At 64.5% G+C, this 21,335-nt stretch carries 2 protein-coding genes; both read right to left on the bottom strand.

The features are described 5' to 3' along the window. Window positions 1-18: 18 nt before the first annotated feature. Window positions 19-8,325, bottom strand: a complete 8,307-nt coding sequence (locus HU743_RS13310; RefSeq protein WP_186649068.1) for a non-ribosomal peptide synthetase — start codon at window positions 8,323-8,325, stop codon at window positions 19-21. Continuing rightward, window positions 8,322-21,284 (bottom strand): non-ribosomal peptide synthetase, encoded by a 12,963-nt coding sequence (locus HU743_RS13315; RefSeq protein ID WP_186649070.1) that lies wholly within the window; start codon window positions 21,282-21,284, stop codon window positions 8,322-8,324. Before HU743_RS13315 ends, HU743_RS13310 begins: the two co-directional genes overlap by 4 nt. Window positions 21,285-21,335 lie beyond the last annotated feature (51 nt).

Genomic DNA, 21,335 nt, shown 5'->3' on the forward strand with positions numbered 1-21,335 from the left:
CAAGACGTTACACATCAATCAGGAGAGCACTTCACTGGCAGGCTCGGTGAGCCCTTCGTGCCACCACGCGGCGAAACTGAATACGTTGGGCGCCTTGAGCAGGGTGAAATGATTGCCCGGCCCGTACCACACCGTCAGATCCGTTACCTCCCTTCGCCAGCCCTCGACCATCGCCGCTTGCTCTCGCTGATTACCGGCCGCATCCAGCGTCGGATCGTCGACCAGCGCCAGGCGCACCGGGCCGCTGTAGCGCTGGTGCGGCTGATAGACCGTGCGCAAGGCGCTGGCAAAAGTGCGCGTCGAACCGATTAGCGACTGCGGCGTAGACCGTGCCGACAGCACGCCCGCGCGCACCATGCCGGCGTGCAGCAAACCCAGTTGCGTGGCGTCATCGGCGTCGACGAACGCCTCGGTATCGATGCCCAGCGAAGTGCCGGCCGACAGTTGCAGCGCCTCGATCAGCCGTTGCAGCGCCGCGGTCGCGGTGTAGGCTCTGCCGATCACGCCGTTGCCGCCGGGCGACTCGCTGTCAATCAGGGTCAACGACGCCACCTCACGTCCGTCGGCCGCAAATTGCGCGGCCATGGCATGCGCTACCCAACCGCCGAACGAATGCCCGATCAGGTGCAGCGGACCCTGCGGGTAGAGTTGCTCGATTGCCCGCCGGTAAAAAAGCGCCGCCGCCTCGACTTGACTGTGCGGCACCGCCCCACCTTCCAGCCCGCGCGGTTGCAGGCCGTGAATCGGCCATTGAGGGCCGAGGGCCTCGGTCAAATGAATGAACCCGGTGACGCTGTCGCCGGCCCCCGGCACGCAGAAAATCGGCGCCCGGGAGCTGTCGCCCGTTTGAATGGTCACCAGCGGTTGGTAGCCAGGCAATGCCGGCGCCTGCGCCGCTTCCAGTGCCTGGCTGATCGCCTGACCCAGGGCTTGGATATGCGGGGCTTTCATCATGCTCTGGTGGTCGCCCGGCACGTCGATGCAGCGCAGCTCGCTATCCGGCAACTCTTCGGCCCACCCCAGGGTCGGGCTGAGCTGCGCCATCGCCGCCGAGCGATGTTTCGCACGGAACACATGCAGCGGCAGGGGCAACGGACTGACCCGGTAATGTGCCAGCGCATGCCCGTGCGCCACCTCGCGATCCAGGTAATGCCAGGCCTCTGCCGCCGAAGCTGCCGCCAACTCAGGGTGCAGCAATTGCTGGCGCTGGCAACGTTCGAGCAGCTCGGCGAACGCCAGCGATTCCAGTTCGGCCTGCAACGCTGCAAGCGCGGCGAGTCCGCCCTGCCCGTCTTCGCCAAGACCGGCCCAGTGCGCGGTGCAATGCAAGAGCAATTGACGCTTGTGCACGTGCGCATCGTTCCAGCGCGCCTTGTGCGGATCGGCCAGACGCGGCACATAGCTGTCAATCAACCCGATAAACTCGACAACTTCATCCAGTCCGAGCAACTGTTGAGCGACCTCATAAGCCAGTACACCGCCAAACGACCAACCGGCCAGTCGGTAAGGGCCATGCGGTTGTCGGGTGCGAATGATCCCGACCATGCGCCTCGCCAGGCATTCGAGCGTGCGCAACTGTGTTTGGCCGTAGTCGATGCCCGGCAGCCCGTAGATAGGAAAAGCGCCGCCGATGTGCCGGCCCAGCGCCGGAAAATACACGTCGCGGCCACTGAATTCGTGGACCAGAAACAATGGCGTGCTCTGATCACCCGCGCGCACCAGCGTCAGCCCCGGCTCAGGCTCCGGCGCAACCCCGCCATCACGTTCAGCGAGCAGCGCAGCGGCCGCTTCAACGCTGGGATGCTGGAACAGCTCGGCCAGGGTCATGGGGAGATCGGCCTGCTGCATCTGGTTGACCAGACGCACCGCCAGCAACGAATGCCCGCCCAGCTCGAAGAAGTTGTCGTGGCGACCGACCTGCTCGACCTGGAGGATTTCGCCCCACAACCCGGCGAGACGGGTTTCAAGTGCATTGCCCGGCGCCTCGTACACACGGCTGAGCAACGCCGCCTGCGTCGGTGCCGGCAAGGCCTTGCGATCGACCTTGCCATTGTTGTTCAGCGGCAACGTCTCCAGACGCACCCACGCCGAGGGCACCATGTATTCCGGCAGCCGTGCCTGCAACAAGGCGCGCAGCGTGGCGCTTTGCAGGTCGGCATCGTCGGCAGTGAAATAGGCCACCAGCCGCGTCGGCTCCGTACCGTCACGCCGCGCCAGCACGATGGCCTCCTTGACGCCGGGGCAACCGAGCAGACGGTTTTCGATCTCGCCCAGCTCAATACGGAATCCGCGAATTTTCACCTGATCATCGTTGCGACCGATGCACTCAAGCTGCCCGGGGGCCAGCCAGCGCACCAGGTCGCCGGTGCGATACATCAGCGCGTCGGGCTGTGTGCTGAACGGGTCGCGCAAGAACTTCTGCGCCGTCAGTTCAGGCCGGTTCAGATACCCCAGGGCCACGCCCTGCCCGCCAATGTACAACTCACCCGTGACGCCGAACGGCACCGGTTGCTGACAGGCGTCGAGCACATACACCTGCGTATTGGAAATCGGCCCGCCGATCGACACGCTGTCGGCCTCTTCGGCGACAGTCTGCACGGCAAACGTGGTGGCGTAAGTGGTGGTTTCCGTCGGGCCATAACAGTGCACCAGACGCACGTTCGGTGCCTCGCTGCGCAACTTGCGAAACGCCGCCGGATCGCCGCGCTCACCGCCACAAAGCAGGATGCGCAAACCCTTCAAGGCGTCGGGAATCAGCTGCACATACTGGTTGAACAGGGCTGTGGTGACGAACAGGATGCTCGCGCCGCTGCGCTTGAGTTCGTCGCCGAACGCTTGCGGATCGAGCAAGGTGGCATGGTCAATGATCGCCACACGTGCGCCATTGAGCAGTGCGCCCCAGACGTCCATGGTGCTCGCATCGAAGGCCGGGTTGGAGGCGAACGCTATACAATCCTGGCGGTTGAAATCGGCGTAGCCGTTGTTGATCACCAGCCGCGTGATCGCCCGGTGCGGCACCAGCACGCCTTTTGGCATGCCGGTGGAGCCGGAGGTGTACATGATGTATGCCAGCGACTGCGCCGATTGCGGCAGATCCGGGTCATGACCGGGCTGGGCGTCGAGCTGCAGCGAATCGAGGTCGATCCGCCGCACCGCAAAAGCCGCCGTGGTTGTGCTGCGGGTCAGCAGCGCAGCGGCCCGGCAATCGTCGACCATGAACGCCTGGCGATCGTCCGGCGCGTGAATATCCAGCGGCACCCAGGCCGCCGCGCATTTGCCGATCGCCAGCTGCGCGATCAGCAGGTCCAGCGAACGCGGTAACAGGATCGCCACCGCATCGCCGGGCTTCACGCCTTCACTCAGCAGAAAATGGGCCAGTTGATTGGCCCGGCGGTTCAGCTCGGCATAGCTCAAGGTCTGTTCGCCATGTACCGCTGCGACAGCGTCGGGCTGTCGCGCGGCGTATTGTTCGAACAACCGCTGTACCGTGTCGGTGTGTGGGTATTCGCGATCGGTCGCATTGAAATCCACCAGCAAGCGCTGACGCTCCTCGTCCTGCACCAGCGGCACGTGGGCGAGCAGCGCCTGATCGTTGCTGACCATCGCTTGTAACAGCTGCCGCAGATAACCGGCAAAACGCTGCACGGTGGCTTCATCGAACAGCGCGGTGGCGTATTCCAGCCAGCCGCCAATGCCTTCCGGGGTCTCGCCGAGGGTCAGGGTCAGGTCGAACTTGGCAAAATGACTGGGCTCGGCCACGGCTTCCAGCGTCAGCTCGCCCAAGGCCAGCGCCGGTCCGTCGCTGTTGCGCCAGTTGAACATGCTCTGGAACAGCGGGCTGTGCGCCAGGCTGCGCACCGGACGGGTAATTTCCACCACTTGTTCGAAGGGCAGGCCCTGATGCGCCTGCGCTTGCAGGGTAATCGCCTTGACCCGCGTCAGCAGCGCTTGGCCATTCAACTCGCCAGCGGTGTCGATGCGCAATGCCAGGGTGTTGACGAACAGGCCGATCATCCCCTCGACTTCGGCGCGGTTACGGTTGGCGACCGGCGATCCGATGACCACATCGGTTTGCCCGGACAAGCGCCCCAACAGCAGCGCCCACGCGCCGAGCAGCGTCATGTACAGTGTCACGCCGTGGCGCTGGCTCAAGGCCTTGAGTCCGGCGCTCAAACGCGCATCCAGTTGCAGCGCAATGCTGCTGCCGGCGTAATCCTGCTGCGCCGGGCGCGGGCGATCCGCCGGCAAGGTCAGCAAGGCCGGCACATCACGCAGGGTGCGCTGCCAGTATTCGCTCTGGCGCTGCAACACCTCGCCGCTCAACCAGCGCCGCTGCCACACCGCATAGTCGCTGTACTGCAGGGTCAACGGCGATAACGGGTCGTCTTCACCCTGACTGAACGCCTGATACAGCGCCATCAGTTCGCGGGTCAGCACGCCCATCGACCAACCGTCAGAGATGATGTGGTGCAAGGTCAGCAGCAGCACATGGTGATCGTCGGCCAGGCGTACCAGCCGTCCGCGGATCAACGGATCGTCAAGCAGGTCGAACGGTCCTGAGGCCTCGCCCTGAATCAATGCCTGCAACGCCTCCTGCGCCTGTGGATGTTGGCGCAGATCTTCGAGACGAAGCACAAGACCGCTGTCGACCGGAGCAATCAGCACCTGCGCGTCGCCATCGAGCGGCGCGAAGCGGCTGCGCAGCGTTTCGTGGCGCGCGACGATGCGGGCCAGTGCGCGTTGCAGGGCAACGTCGTCCAGAGCGCCGCGCAAGCGCAGGGCAATCGGGATGTTATAGGCGGTGTTGGCACCCTCCATCTGCGCCAGAAACCAGAAACGCTGCTGGGAAAACGACAGCGGCAGCGCAGTGTCACGGGGCACCGGCAAGATCGGCGGTTGCGTGCAGCGCCCGGCTTCGGTCAACACCTGCGCCACTGCTGCCAGCTCGGCGTTGGCAAACAGATCGCTGAGCACCAGCTCGACGCCCAAGCGCTGCCTGACCTGCGCGACCATGCGCATGGCCAGCAGCGAATGCCCGCCCAGTTCGAAGAAATGGTCCTCGCGCCCTACCCGCTCGACCTGCAGCACGTCGGCCCAGATGTCGGCCAGCGCCGTTTCCACTTCGCCCTCCGGCGCCACATAGTCGCGGACGAACAGCGCCGAGCGCTCGGGTTTCGGCAGGGCTTTGCGGTCGAGCTTGCCGTTGGCTGTGAGCGGCAATCCGTCGAGTTTGACGAAAGCGGACGGCACCATGTATTCCGGCAACTGGGTCAGCAGCAGCGCGCGCAGCTGCGCCACGTCCAGCGCCTGCACTTGCACCTGCTCGGTGAAATACGCCACCAGTCGCGACTGCCCCGGCTGATCCTCGCGGGCCAGCACTACCGCTTCCTGAATCCCGGGCAACTGGTTGAGGCGCTGCTCGATTTCGCCCGGTTCGATGCGTACGCCGCGAATCTTCACCTGGTCGTCATTGCGCCCCAGGTATTCAAGCGTGCCGTCGCTGCGCCAGCGCGCCAGATCGCCGGAGCGGTACATGCGCGCCTGTGCGGCGTGGCTGAACGGATCGCAGAGGAAGCGTTCGGCAGTGAGCTGCGGCTGGTTCAGATACCCACGGGCCACGCCGCTGCCGCCAATGTACAACTCGCCGACGACGCCAATCGGCACCGGCCGCTGTTGCGCATCGAGCAGATACACCGTGGCATTGCTCACCGGTTTGCCAATGTGCAAGGCGTCGCCGCTGTCGATACGCCCGGAGGTGGCAACCACCGTGGTTTCGGTCGGGCCGTAATTGTTGATCACGTCGAAACGCTGGTTGCGCGTGTACTGCCGCAAGCGGTCGCCGCCGATCAACAGCGTGCGCAAGGTCGGATGCTCCAGCTGTTGGCTGAACGCGTATTCGGCCACTGGCGTGGGCAGGAAGCTCACGTCCAGCGGTTGTGCGCGCCACCAGTCAAGCAAGGCGTCGATGTCTTCACTGCCGTCGTGGGCCGGTGCGATGTGCAGGGTCGCGCCCACGCACAACGCCGGCCAGACTTCCCAGGCCATGGCATCGAAGCCAAATCCGGCGAGGCTTGAGGTGTGGCGGCCAGCACGCAAATCAAAGGCTGAGCAGTGCCAATCGATCAGGTTCGACAAGGTGCGGTGTTCGACCATGACGCCCTTGGGCAACCCGGTGGAGCCAGAGGTATAGATCACGTAAGCCAGATGCGCGGCATTGAGACTCGGCAATTGCGGGTTACCGGTGATGCCCGCCGGCCAGGTCCGCGAGTCCAGATTGAGCACTGGCACGGCCAGCATCGGCAGGCGTTCGCGCAGCTCGGTGCTGGTCAACACGGCCACGGGTGCACTGTCGCGCAGCAGATGCAGCAGGCGTTCGGCCGGGTGCGCCGGATCGACCGGCACGTAACCGGCGCCGGCCTTGAGAATCGCCAGCAGCCCGACCAGAGCCTCCAGCCCGCGTCGGCCAACGATGGCAACGCGGTCATCCGGCTGCACGCCCAGACCGATCAACTGATGCGCCAGGGCGTTGGCCTTGTGGTTCAACTCGGCAAAGGTCAGCGCCTCGCCCCCATGAACGGCCGCCAGCGCCTCCGGACGGGCCAGCACCTGCGCTTCGAAACGCTGATGAACGGGCAGCGCCGCCGGGTAATCGACCTGGCTGGCGTTGAATTCGCGCAACACTTGCTCACGCTCTGCGGCCGGCAGCACCGACAACTGGTTCAGCGGCGTCTCGGGCGCCTGTTCGAGCGCCGATAACAATTGCTCCACCGCACACAACAGGTAGGCGCAGAGACGTCCACCCTCGACGGCGCTACTGGCCAGCAACGTCAGGCTGAGCCGGTCGCCGAAGTCGTCGATGCTCAGGGTCAGCGGGTAATTGGTGCGTTCTTCCGAGCGCAACACACTGATGCCTTCCCACGCGGCGAGTGCTTCGTCGCCGGCAGCGGCACTGGAGGCGCTGTGTCGATAATTGAGCAGCGTGCTGAACAACGGCGAAGAAGCGACCACACCGCTGCAGCGTTGCGCCAGCGCCAGCGGCGCATGTTCATGACGCATCAAGGTAGTCAGCCGCGCGTGGGTGGCCTTGACCGCCTCACCGACGGCGAGCGCTGCGATGTCCACACGCAACGGCAACGTGTTGATGAAGATGCCCAGCGCGCGTTCGGTGCCTTCGGCATTTTGCATGCGCCCCATCAACACGGTGCCGAAGACCACGCTCACTTGCCCGGTCAGGGCATTGAGCACTTGCCCCCAACCGAGGTGAAACAGGCTCGCCACGCTCACGCCCAGCCGCCGCGCCTGGGCCCGCAGGCGGCGATTGAGTTGCGGGTCGAGCGCCTGGCTGAATTCGACGACGTCGCTGCCGTCACCGTGTACGCCTTGCAATCCGTACGGCAGGGTCGGCTCGTCGATGTCAGCGAGCATGTCGCGGAAAAACGCTTCGTGTTCCGCCTCGCTGATGCCCAATCGCGCTTGCGCCACGTAATTGCGAAACGGCACGGGCGGGCCCAACCGCGCGGCGTGTCCGCACAGGCAGGCCTGCAATTCCTCGCTGACCACCGCCAGGGCCGAGTGGTCCATCGCCAGGTGATGGAACAGCAGCATCGCGACGATGCGTTGCCCGCTCACATCCCGGGCATGCGCCAAGCGCAACAGCGGCGCACGGGTCACGTCGAGACGGAACTGCCTGGCGTCGAAACGGGCGTGCAACTGTGCCAGGGCATCACCGCCATCGGCTTCCAGAGTCACTTCTTCCAGCGGCAGGCGCACATCGCGCATGACCACTTGCAGCGGTGTGTCGAGGCCTTCCCAGACCACCGCCGTGCGCAGGATGTCGTGACGATCGATCACCGTTTGTAACGCATCGACAAATGCCTGCAAACGCTCTGCCCCGCTGAAAGCGAATTGAGCCTGCATGACATACGGATCGCCGTGTTGGGCGCTGACGTGGTGATAAAGAATGCCTTCCTGCAATGGCGTCAACGGATAGATGTCTTGCACGTTGGCAGCCCCGCCGGGGATGCCTTCGATCAGGTGATCCAGGGCGTCCTGACTCAGTTGCGTCAGGGTCAGCATCGCCGGGGTGATGTGCGTGCAACCAGGGCCGATGCCATTGGCCGGCACTTCGACCTGCCCGACACGCGCCGCCGAATACTCGCCGGCCTTGATCAACTCGATCAACGCCGCCTTGTGCTCGCGCAACGACGCCAGTAGCGCCGGATCGCTCAAGGCCTGCTTGTTGCCATTGACGCGCAACTGCTCGTCCGTGACCGTCAACTGGATGTCTCGGGCCTTGAGTGTCGCCAACAAAGGGTTCAGGTTCACAGGACGATCTCCATTCTTTCCGTGATTGCTGCATAGCCGGCCAGGGTCGGTTGTTCGAACAACGCCCGGACATCCGCCTCCAGGCCTTCCTGTTGCAGACGGCCGACCAGGCTCACCGCCAGCAACGAATGTCCGCCCAATTCGAAAAAGTGGTCATGCCGCCCGACTCGTTCGACATTGAGCAATTCGCCCCACAGCCGCGCCAGCGTGATTTCCACCTCGCCGACCGGCGCCTCGTAGGGGCGGTTGTTGAGCGAATCCTGATTGGGTGCCGGCAACGCCTTGCGGTCGAGTTTGCCGTTGGGGCTGAGCGGCAGGCGCTCGAGATGGACGAACGTTGCCGGGACCATGTAGTCCGGCAAGGCGTGCAGCAATGCGGCGCGCAGGATGTCGATGTCCAGCCGCAAACCGGTGTAGTACGCCACCAGCCGCTTGTCCCCCGGCACGTCTTCACGGGCCAGCACCGCCGCTTCGTGCACGCCATCGATCCCCGTCAGGCCGGCCTGGATTTCACCCAGTTCGATGCGCAGGCCGCGAATCTTCACCTGATCGTCATTGCGCCCCAGATACTCGATGTGGCCATCGGCCCGATAACGGGCGATATCGCCGGTGCGGTACATGCGCGCTTGCGCCTGCTGGCTGAACGGGTCGCTGAGGAAGCGTTCGGCACTCAGTTCGGCGCGGTTCAGATAACCACGCGCGACCTGCACGCCACCGATGTACAACTCGCCAACCACACCTTGCGGCACCGGTTGTTGCTGCGCGTCGAGGATGTACATCCGGGTGTTGGCAATCGGTTTGCCAATCGGCGTGTTATCCGGCGTGTCCTGCAGCGGCCCGGCGCAACTCCAGGCGGTGACATCCACCGCCGCTTCGGTCGGGCCGTAAAGGTTGTGCAATTGGCTGGCCGGTAACTGCTGTTTGAAACGCCGTACCAGGCTGCCGGGCAACGCCTCGCCACTGCACATCACCTGGCGCAGTGCGGCGCAGCGCTCGGTCTGACCGTGAGCAAGAAACACGTCGAGCATCGACGGCACAAAATGCACGGTGGTGATGTGTTCGCGCTCGATCAGCTCGCTCAGGTAGGCCGGCTCCTTGTGCCCGCCAGGACGGGCCAGGAGCAAGCGCGCCCCGGTCACCAGCGGCCAGAAAAACTCCCAGACCGAAACGTCGAAGCTGAAGGGGGTTTTCTGCAATACGGTATCTACAGCGCTCAGTGCATAGGCATCCTGCATCCACAACAAGCGGTTGACCACCGCGCGGTGTTCGTTGGCGACACCCTTGGGCTGGCCGGTGGAGCCTGAGGTGTAGATCACGTAAGCCAGATGCGCCGAGGTCAGGCCGCGGACCTGCGGATTGTCCGCCGGCAAGTCGTGCCAACTGTCGTGTTCCAGATTGACCACTGGCACCGCCAGCGCACTCGCCAGCGCGGCCGTGTTGCCTTGCACCAGCACCGCCACCGGCGCGCTGTCGGCGAGCATGTAAGCAATGCGCTCGGCCGGGTAGTCCGGGTCCAGCGGGACATAAGCGCCGCCAGCCTTGAGGATAGCCAACAGGCCGACAACCATCGCCACACTGCGTTCGACACAGATCGCCACCCGCGCATCGGCCTGAACCCCAAGCCCGATCAGATGATGGGCCAGGCGGTTGGCGCGCTCGTTGAGTTGCTGGAAGTCGAGGCGCTGGTCAGCCATTTGCAACGCCGGTGCGTGCGGGGTGCGCAACACCTGGGCTTCGAACAGACCGTGCAAAGTCTGCTGCAGGTTGTAATCGACCGCCGTCGCGTTGAATTCGAACAGCAGGCGCTGACGCTCGGCGTCAGGCAGGACCGACAACTGATTGACAGGTTGCTGCGGCGCGCGCTCCAAGGCATCGACCAGCGCCTGCAACGCGGTTTCCATATAAGTACAGATACGCAACGCACCGACCTGCGCCAAGGTCATCGCGGTGAGCCTGAAGCCTGTGCCCAGGTCATCGACGTTGAGCGTCAGCGGGTAGTTGGTGCGTTCCTCACTGCTTAAGGTCTCGATGCCTTGCCACGCCGGGTGTGCCTGGGCAGGCGTGGCGCTGCCATGCCGGTAGTTGAGCATCGCGCTGAACAGCGGCGCCGGCGCCGCAATCCGGCTGCAACGCTGGGCCAGTGCCAACGAAGCATGCTCATGCGCCAACAGGCCGGTGAGTTGCCCATGGGTAGCCCGGAGTGCCGCACGCACCGGTTGCGCGCCAAGGTCCACACGCAACGGCAAAGTATTGATGAACATGCCCAGCCCGCGATCGGCACCCGCCCCGCCCTGCATGCGCCCCATCAGTACGGTGCCGAACACCACCCTATCCTGTCCGGAGGTAGCGCCCAGCACTTGTGCCCAGGCCAGATGAAACACGCTCGCGACGCTGATGCCCATGTGCCGTGCCTGACCGCGCAAACGCTGCGCGAGCGCGTCGGGCAGCGCCAGCGAGGCCTCTTCACAAGCATCGGCCGCCGCGTTGACCTCACGCAAGCCGAACGGCAAGGTCGGCTCATCGACATCGCCGAGCATGTCGCGGAAAAACACCTCGTGCTCCGCCTCACTGGTGCCAAGCCGCGCCTGTGCCACGTAGTTGCGATACGGCACTGGCACCGGTAGCGAACGCTGCTCGCCGCCCAGGCTGATCTGCATTTCTTCGCGCACGACTTCCAGCGCCGTGTGATCAAGGGCGATGTGATGGAACAGCAGCAGGCCGGCCACTTGCCCAGTGGCCGGGTCGCGGGCGTACAACAGCCGAATCAGTGGTGCCTGAGTGAGGTCCAGGTTGTCCACCGTCAACTGCTCAAAGGCAACTTCTTCTACCGGCAATTGAGCTTCGCGCCACACCACCTGCACGGGGGCTGCCAGGCCCTGCCAGACAATCGCCGTGCGCAAGATATCGTGGCGCGCCATGACTTGCCGCAGCGCACGGGCGAACGCCTCGACGCGCTCGACACTGGCGAACGTCAGGCGCGAATGCAGCACGTACGGATCGTTTTGCGCAGCCGAGATGTGGTGATAAAGAATGCCTTCCTGCAACGGCGCCAACGGGTAAATGTCCTGCACATTGGCCGCACCGCCCGGCACCGTGGCAACGATGCGGTCGAGCGTCGCCTGGTCCAGTTCAAGCAGACTGAGCATGTCCGGCGTGATGTGATCGCAGTCCGCTGCGATGCCATTGGCCGGGACCACGATTTCCCGTCCGCTGCCGACGGCCGCTGCCAGCGCTGCCAGTGTCGGCTGGTCGAACAGCACGCGCACGTCGGTGCTCAGGTCGATCTGGCGCATGCGCTCGATGACGCTGACCGCCAGCAGCGAATGCCCGCCCAGTTCAAAGAAGTTGTCGTGCCGGCCGACCCGTTCGACCTTGAGCACTTCGCTCCAGATTTGCGCCAGCGCGGTTTCCACCGAGCCTCGCGGCGCTTCGTACTGGCGGCTCAGCCAGGCGTTTTGCTCCGGCTCCGGCAAAGCCTGGCGGTCGAGTTTGCCGTTGGCGGTCAGCGGCAAACTGTCCAGCCGAACATAAGCCGCCGGCAGCAAGGCTTGCGGCAGGCGCATCTGCAGATGCTCGCGCAGGTCGTCGAGGTCCAGCGGCGCGCGGGCGGTGAACCAGGCCAGCAACTGACCGTCACGCACCTGGGCGACGGCCTCTTGCAAGGCCGGATGACTGGCGAGTGCCGCTTCGATTTCGCCCAGTTCCACACGCACGCCACGCAGCTTCACCTGATCGTCGTTGCGCCCCAGATACTCCAGCGTGCCGTCGGTACGCCACCGCACAAGGTCGCCAGTGCGGTACATGCGCGCGCCCCGTTCCTGGCTGAACGGATCGGCAAGAAAGCGTTCGGCGGTCAGTTCATCGCGGTTCAGATAGCCCCTGGCCACGCCTGCACCGGCTACGTACAACTCACCTTTGACACCCACCGGCAGTGGGTTCTGTTGCGCATCAAGGACATACACCTTGGCATTGGCGATTGGCCGGCCGATGTGCAGTGGCTGCCCGCACTCGATGCGACCCGACGTCGCCACCACCGTGGCTTCGGTCGGGCCGTAGTTGTTGATCACGTCGAAGGTCTGGTTACGCGGGAACTGCCTGAGCTTGTCGCCACCGATCAGCAGCGTGCGCAAGGTCGGGTGGCCCAGCTCACGGCTGAACGCGTATTCAGCCACCGGCGTCGGTAGAAAACTCACCTGCAACGGCTGCGCGCGCCACCATTCGAGCAATTCATCGAGGTGTTCATTGCCGATCGCTGCCGGTGGCAAGTGCACAGTGGCGCCCACACACAACGCCGGCCAGACCTCCCAGGCCATGGCATCAAAACCGAACCCGGCAATGCTGGCGGTATGGCTGCCGGCGCGCAGGTCGAACGCAGCGGCGTGCCAGTGCACAAGGTTTTCCAGTGTGCGGTGTTCGACCATCACCCCTTTCGGCTGGCCGGTGGAGCCTGAGGTGTAGATCACATAGGCGAGATTGTCCGCAGTCAAACCCTCGACCTCAGGGCTGTGTTCCGGCAGGTCATGCCACCGCTCATCGCCAAGATCAATCACCGGCACCTCCACAGTGCCCGGATCCACGCCCGACACCAGCAGCGCCAGCGGTGCACTGTCGGCCAGCAAATAGGCGATGCGCTCGGCCGGATGCGCCGGATCGATCGGCACATAGGCAGCGCCGGCCTTGAGTACCGCCAGCATCGCCAGCAACATGTGCGGGCCGCGCCGGGTGGAAATCGCCACCCGCGCGTCCGGCCTGACGCCCAGTTCGAGCAGATAATGCGCGAGACGATTGGCCTGTTGATCCAGCTGCGCATAGGTCAGCTGTTGCTCGCCGGCTTGCACCGCCACAGCCTCCGGATTGAGCAAGGCCTGCGCCTCGAACAATCGGTGCACGGTTTGCGCGGGCGGGAAAGCCGTAGCGCTGGCGTTGAACTGCGTCAGCACGCGTTGATGCTCGAACGGCGGCAGGATCGCCAGACGATTCAGCGCCTGCCCGGGGTTTTCCTCCAGCGCCGACACCAGCGCCGTCAGTGCGCACTGCATCAGTTCACAGACCCGTTGTGCCCCCACCTCGCCAGGTGTCAGCACCGCCAGATCGAAGCCTTCGCCCAGATCGTTGATGCTCAGCGTCAGCGGATAATGGCTGCGCCCGTCGTGGGCGAGAAACTCGATCCCTTGCCACGCCGCCTCAGCCGTCTGGCGCGCGGCGCTGTGACGATAGTTGAGCACCGAACTGAACAGTGGCGACGGCGCCGCGACAGCACTGCATCGCTGAGCAAGGGCCAGCGAGGCATGTTCATGGCCGAGCAGCGCGGCCAGGCGTTGATGCACATCGCGCAGTGCGGCGCCGACGCCGTGTTCGGCCACCTCCACACGCAACGGCAAGGTATTGATGAACATGCCCAGTGCCCGGTCAGCGCCCTCACCGCCCTGCATCCGCCCAAGCAGCACGCTGCCGAACACCACGCGCGGCTGGCCGGCGGTGACCGCCAGCACCTGCGCCCAAGCCAAGTGGAACAGGCTGGCCGCGCTCACCCCGAAGCTGCGCGCCTGCGCCCGCAAGCGCTGGCTCAACTCCAGCGGCAGTGCGCTGACATGGGATTCGATATCGCGCCCATCTCCCGCGACCTCACGCAAACCGAACGGCAAGGTCGGCTCGTCGATATCGCCAAGCATTTCGCGAAAGAACGTCTCGTGTTCCTGCTCGCTGACGCCGTGGCGGGCCTGCGCCACGTAGTTGCGGTACGGTGCCGCTGCCGGCAGTGGCTCGGTATGGCCGAGCAGAGTGGCGTGCATTTCCTCCCGCACTACCTCCAGCGCAGTGTGATCGAGAGCAATGTGGTGGAACATCAGCAGCGCCACGACCCGCTTGTTCACGGGATCGTCGGCATACACCAGACGCATCAGCGGTGCCTGCCCGAGGTCCAGACGCCATTGGCGGGCGACGAAGCGTGCTTGCAGTTGTGCGAGTACGTCACCGTCCGCCGACGCCAGCGCAACGGCTTCCAACGCCAACGGCGCGTGCCGCCAAACCACTTGCTGCGGGCTCGGCAGCCCCTCCCAGACCACACTGGTGCGCAAAATATCGTGTCGCGCGATCACCGTTTGCAGCGCATTGGCGAACGCGTGCAGCCGATGGATGTCGGCAAACGCCAGACTCGATTGCAGCAGATACGGGTCGCCGGCGCCGGCGCTGATGTGGTGGTAAAGAATGCCTTCCTGCAACGGCGCCAGCGGATAGATTTCCTGCACGTTGGCCGCGCCGCCCGACACCGTGGCGACGATGCAATCGACACTGGCCTGATCCAGTTCGCTGAGGCTCAACATGTCCGCGCTGATGTAACGGCAATCGCGAGGTATGCGATTGGCCGGCACCGCAATCTCGCGCCCGCTGCCCATCGCTGCGGCCAGTGCGGCCAGGGTCGGCTGGCTGAACAGCACCCGCACATCAGCACTCAGGCCGAGCTGACGCAGGCGTTCGATCAAGCTCACGGCGAGCAGTGAATGCCCGCCGAGTTCGAAGAAATTGTCATGGCGCCCGACCTGCCCGACCTTGAGCAGATCGCTCCAGATCTGCGCCAGGGCGGTTTCCAGCGGACCTTGCGGCGCCGCATATTCATGGCTGAGCCACGCGCTCTGATCCGGCTCCGGCAAGGCTTTTCGGTCGAGTTTACCGTTAGCGGTCAGCGGCATGGCGTCGACGCGGACATAGGCGGCCGGGATCAGCGCCTCGGGCAGGCGACTCTGCAAATGATCGCGCAAGTCGGCGATATCTACCGCGCGGCGCTCGCTGAACCACGCCAGCAGCCGCCCGTCACGCACCAGCACCACGACGTCTTGCACGCCGCTGTGGGTCCTCAGTGCGGCTTCGATTTCGCCGGGCTCGATGCGCACGCCACGCAGTTTGACTTGATCGTCATTGCGCCCCAGGTATTCGAGCGTGCCGTCCGCGCGCCAACGCGCGACGTCGCCGGTGCGGTACAGACGCCCGTGCGGTTCATCGCTGAACGGGTCTTGCAGGAACATTTCGGCGGTCAATGCCGGGCGATTCAAATAGCCCCGTGCGACCCCGGCACCGCCGACATACACCTCCCCCGGCACACCGACCGGCACCGGTTGTTGCTGACTGTCCAGCAGATAAACTGTGCCATTGGCAATCGGCCGGCCGATGTGCAATACCTGCCCAGCCTCGATGCGACCCGATGTTGACACCACCGTGGCTTCGGTCGGGCCGTAGTTGTTGATCACGTCGAAGGTCTGGTTACGCGGGAACTGCCTGAGCTTGTCGCCACCGATCAGCAGCGTGCGCAAGGTCGGGTGGCCCAGCTCACGGCTGAACGCGTATTCAGCCACCGGCGTCGGTAGAAAACTCACCTGCAACGGCTGCGCGCGCCACCATTCGAGCAATTCATCGAGGTGTTCATTGCCGATCGCTGCCGGTGGCAAGTGCACAGTGGCGCCCACACACAGCGCCGGCCAGACCTCCCAGGCCATGGCGTCAAAACCGAACCCGGCAACGCTGGCGGTATGGCTGCCGGCGCACAGGTCGAACGCGGCGGCGTGCCAGTGCACGAGATTTTCCAGCGTGCGATGTTCGACCATCACCCCTTTCGGCTGGCCGGTGGAGCCTGAGGTGTAGATCACGTAAGCCAGATGCGCCGGGGTCAGCGCCGGCAGTCGGGGGTTGCGCGCGGACAACTGCGCCCAGCTGTCGCTGTCCAGATCGATCAACGACACCGTGCCCAGCAGGGTGCGTGTCGACGCCTCGGCCAGCACCGCTACGGGATCGCTGTCCTGCAACAGATAGGCGATGCGCTCGCGCGGATAGGCCGGATCGACCGGCACGTAAGCGGCGCCTGCCTTGAGAATCGCCAGCAGCGCGACGAGCATCTGAGGACTGCGGCGCAAGCACACGGCGACGCGGTCATCCGGATGTACGCCGAGGGCGATCAGGTGGTGGGCCAGGCGATTGGCGCGCTGATTCAGTTCGGCGTAACTCAAACGCTGCTCGCCCTGCACCGCCGCCCACGCCTGGGGATTGGCCAGCGCCTGCGCTTCGACCAGGCGCTGCACAGTCTGCGCCGGCGGGAACGGCTGGGCGGTGTCGTTGAAGGCAAACAACACCTTATGACGCTCGCCCGGCGAGACAATCGACAATTGTTCAACCGGCAGCGCCGGCGTGTGCTCGAGTGCGGTCACCAGACTGTGCAACGCGGTTTGCAGGTAATCGCAGACGCGCGCGCCATCCACCTGCGACACGGCCTGTACGTTCAACAGGAAACCGTCGCCCATGTCGTCAACGCTGACCACCAGTGGGTAATTGCTGCGCTCACGCGAGCAAAGAATCTCGATGCCGTCCCATTTCACGCTGGCCGCGTCCGGCTGACTGTGGCGGTAATTGAGCAGCGTGCTGAACAGCGGCAGCGTCGCGGCGACGCCACTGCAACGTTGGGCCAGCGACAGTGAAGCCTGCTCGTGTCCAAGCAGTTGGGCCAGGCGTTGATGGGTGGCGCGCACGCTGTCCTGCACCGATTCGGCGGCGACGCTGACGCGCAGCGGCAGGGTATTGATGAACATGCCCAACGCGCGGTCCGCACCCTCACCGCCCTGCAGGCGCCCGAGCAGCACGGTACCGAAAACCACCTCTTGCTGGCCGGACACCTGCGCCAGTACTTGTGCCCAGGCTTGATGAACCAGGCTGGCGATGCTGAGACCGAGACGCCGCGACAACGCGCGCAAACGTTGGCCGAGGCCCTCATCGACAGTCAATTGGCTGTCGACAACGGCACTGCCGTCGCCGAGCACGTCCTGCACACCGAAGGCCAGCGTGGGTTCGCTGATATCGCCGAGCATGTCGCGGAAAAACGCCGCGTGCGCCGCGTCATCGGCGCCAGCACGGGCCTGGGCCACGTAGTTGCGATACTGCACCGCTGGCGGCAAATCCTTTGTTTGCCCGTGCATCAGGTCGCTCATTTCCGTCACCAGCACTTCGAGTGCTGTGTGATCCAGGACGATGTGATGCATCAGCAGGATGCCGACCCAGCGTTGGTTGGCGCGGTCTTCGGTGTAGGCAAAACGCATCAGCGGGGCAGACTTGAGGTCGAGGCGATAGTGACGCGGATCGAAACGCGCCTGCATTTGCTCCAGCACATCGCCGACGAGCCCGTCGGCATCGACCCGTTCAAGGGTCAGTGGCGCCTCACGCCAGACCACCTGCACCGGCTCCTCCAGCCCCTCCCAGACCACGCTGGTGCGCAGGATATCGTGCCGGGCGATCACGCTGTTTAACGCGCGGACAAAGGTTTTGATCTGCGCCAGCCCGGCGAACGCGAACTGCGCCTGCAACACGTAGGGATCGCCAGCGTGGGCGGCGAGGTGGTGATAGAGAATGCCGGCCTGCAACGGCGCCAGTGCGTAGATGTCCTGGACGTTGGCGACACCGCCGGGGACGCTGGCAAGCACCGTGTCGATACCGGCCTGATCCAGATCGGCCAATGGCAGTTTATCCGGGGTGATCAACGTGCAGCCGGGTTCGATGCGATTGGCCGGTACGACATAACTCGGTGTCGCCCCGAGGGTCGCCGCCAACGCCGCCACGCTCGGCTGCCCGAACAGCACGCGGACATCGCACTGCAAGTCATGCTGGCGCATGCGTTCGATCAGCTTGACCGCCAGCAGCGAATGTCCGCCCAGTTCGAAAAAGTTGTCATGCCGGCCTACTTGTTCGACGCCGAGCAAGCGCTGCCAAATGTCCGCAATGAGATGTTCTATCGCGCCCTGCGGCGCCTCGAACCCGCGCCGTGCGAACGCATCACTGTCGGGCGGCGGCAATGCTTTGCGGTCGAGCTTGCCGTTGGCGGTCAGCGGCAAGGCGTCGAGCCGCACGAACGCACTCGGCACCATGTAGTCTGCCAGCGAGCCGAGCAGCGTGTCGCGTAATTGCGCCACGCTCGGTTCTTCGTCATCAGCGATCCAGTACGCCACCAGCCGCGGGTCGCCGGGGCTGTCTTCACGGGCGATCACCACAGCTTCGCGCACACCGTTACAGGCCGACAGGCGCGCCTGAATCTCGCCCAGTTCGATGCGAAAGCCACGAATCTTCACCTGATCATCGTTGCGCCCCAGATAGTCGAGGCTGCCGTCGGCCGCCCAGCGCGCCAGGTCGCCGGTCTTGTACAGGCGCACATCGGCAGTCGCGCTGAAAGGGTTGCGAATAAACCGCTCGGCGCTCAGCTCTGGACGATTGAGATAACCGCGCGCCACGCCCGCGCCACCGACATACAACTCGCCGGTCACACCGACCGGCACCGGTTCGCATTGAGCGTCCAGCACGTAAAGCTGCAAATCGGGGATGCGCCCGCCAATCGGGCTGACGCCGACCAACTGCGCGTCAGCTGCCTGCAGCGGTCGATACGTCACGTGCACCGTGGTTTCGGTGATGCCGTACATGTTGACCAGCCGCGTACCGGCGTTACCGACCCGGGCAAACCACGGTTTGAGCAACCCAGGCTCCAGCGCTTCGCCGCCGAAAATCACCTCGCGCAGTGAATGTTGCAGCGCGCTGCGGCCCTGCGCGGCGACTAACTGGCGGAACGCGCTGGGCGTCTGATTGAGTACCGTTACACCGCTGCGACAGAGCAACGCATAGCATTCGTCCGGGGAACGGCTGACGGTTTGCGGAACCAGCAGCAATTGCCCACCGAAGGCCAGCGCCGCCCAGATTTCCCACACCGAAAAATCGAAAGCGAACGAGTGGAACAACGCCCCGACATCCTGCTCATTGAACTGAAACCAGTCGGCGGTCGCCGAGAACAGCCGCGCCACGTTGCGATGTTCAACCATGACCCCCTTGGGCAAACCCGTCGAGCCAGAGGTGTAAATCACGTAAGCCAGATGCGCCGACGTCAGCCCGGCAACGTGCGGGTTGCCTTCGGATTCGGCGCGCAGTTGGGGGCTGCCGAGGTCGATCTGAGGCACCTCGGACGCGCCAACGCATGTGCCTGTGGCGGCTTGTATCAGCACTGCCACCGGGGCGCTGTCCTGCAACGTGAAGGCGATTCGCTCCTGCGGATACGCCGGGTCGATCGGCACATAAGCAGCGCCGGCCTTGAGCACACCGAGCAAGCCGACAATCATTTGCGGGCCCCGCTCGACACAGATCGCCACGCGTTGATCCGGACGGATACCCAGCGCCAGCAAGTGATGGGCGAGCTGATTGGCGCGGCGATTGAGTTCGCCGTAACTGAGGGTCTGCTCATCGAAGATCAACGCAGTGGCGTCGGGCCGCGCCTGCGCATGGGCTTCGAACTGTTGATGAATCAAAGGGGTATCGGCAAAGTGTGCGAGCGGTGCGTTGACGCCATACAGCAGATGCTCGCGCTCGCTCGCCGGCAGGATACCAATACTGTGCAGCGGCGTTGGCGCGCCCGTCTGCAGTGCTTCGACCAGACCTCGCAGGGTGGTCTGCAAATAATCGGCGATCCGTTGCGCGCCAAGACGGATGTCCGCCAGAGCGGTGATACGCAGATCTTCGCCCAGATCATCAATGTTGACGGTCAGCGGATAGTTAGTGCGTTCGCGAGCGCCCAATACCTGCACGCCCGGGGCGATATCAATAATCTCGGCGACTTCATCGACGCTGCTGTGACGGTAATTGAGGATCGCGCTGAACAGCGGCGTCGGCACGGCCACGGCGCTGCAGCGTTGGGCCAGCGCCAGCGAGGCTTGTTCATGGCCGAGCAACGCGGTCAGGCGGCGATGGGTCAGCAGCACGCCGGCGCGCACATCGTCCGCGCCGACATCCACCCGTAGCGGCAAGGTATTGATGAACATCCCCAACGCGTGTTCACCACCCTCGCCGGCCGCCATCCGCCCGAGCAGTACCGTGCCGAACACCACCGCCGTACGCCCGGATAACTGGCCGAGCACCCGCGCCAACGCCAGGTGCATGACACTCGCCACGCTCACGCCCAATTGCCGCGCCTGCTCGCGCAGTGCCTGGCTCAGGGCGCCGTCGAGCATCAATGAGGCTTCTTCGATCGAGTGCCCGTCGCCCTGCACGTCCCGTAACCCGCAAGGCAGTGTCGGCTCGTCGATATCGGCAAGCATTTCGCGAAAGAACGCCTCGTGGGCCGGCTCGTTCGCCCCCAGCCGCGCCCGCGCCAGGTGATCGCGATACGGCACCGCTGGAGCCACCTGCACGGTCTGCCCGAGCAAAAACGCCTGCGTCTCGCGGCGCACCACGTCAAGGGCGAGGTGATCCATGATCAGGTGATGAAACAGCAACAACGCGACCACACGGCCGTTGTCTGGATCGTTGGCGAACACCAGACGCAACAGCGGCGCTTGCTGGACATCGAGACGGAAATGTTGCGGATCATGGCGGTGCAACAGTTGCTCGAGCACGTCACCCGTGCCGCTCGGATCGAGTTCTTCGCAGTGCAACGAAGCCTTGCGCTGGACCACTTGCAGCGGTTCGTCCAGGCGCTCCCAGATAAACGAAGTGCGCAGAATGTCGTGGCGGCCAATCATCCATTGCAACGCGTCGGCGAAGGCTTGCAGACGCTCACGGCTGTCAAAGGCGAAGCGTGCTTGCGACACGTACGGATCGCCCGCTGGTGCCGACAAATGCAGGTAGAGCATGCCCTCCTGCAGCGGCGCCAAGGGGTAGATGTCCTGCAGGTTCGCCGCACCGCCCGGCACGCCGGCGACGATGCGGTCGAGGGTGGGTTGATCCAGCGTCACCAGCGGCAGCATGTCCGGGGTTATGCGAAAGGCCGGACTCAGCCAGTCACCGTTGTGCCGGGCGACCAGCTCAAGCAGTTGCGCCTTGTGGGTGGCGAGGCTGTCCCACAACGCATCGTCCAGCGCGTCGTCACTGCCCAGAATGACCAGGTCTTCATCTTCCTGTTGAAGGCGGATCGCATGGGTGGAAATAACTGCCATCAGTTCGCTGAAATGCATGGGATAACCTGCTGTAAAGACGAGAAAAAGGCACACGCTGCAGCGAGTCCG

It is taken from the genome of Pseudomonas sp. SWRI99 (assembly GCF_014270125.1).
In the GTDB taxonomy this organism is placed as follows: domain Bacteria; phylum Pseudomonadota; class Gammaproteobacteria; order Pseudomonadales; family Pseudomonadaceae; genus Aquipseudomonas; species Aquipseudomonas hamedanensis.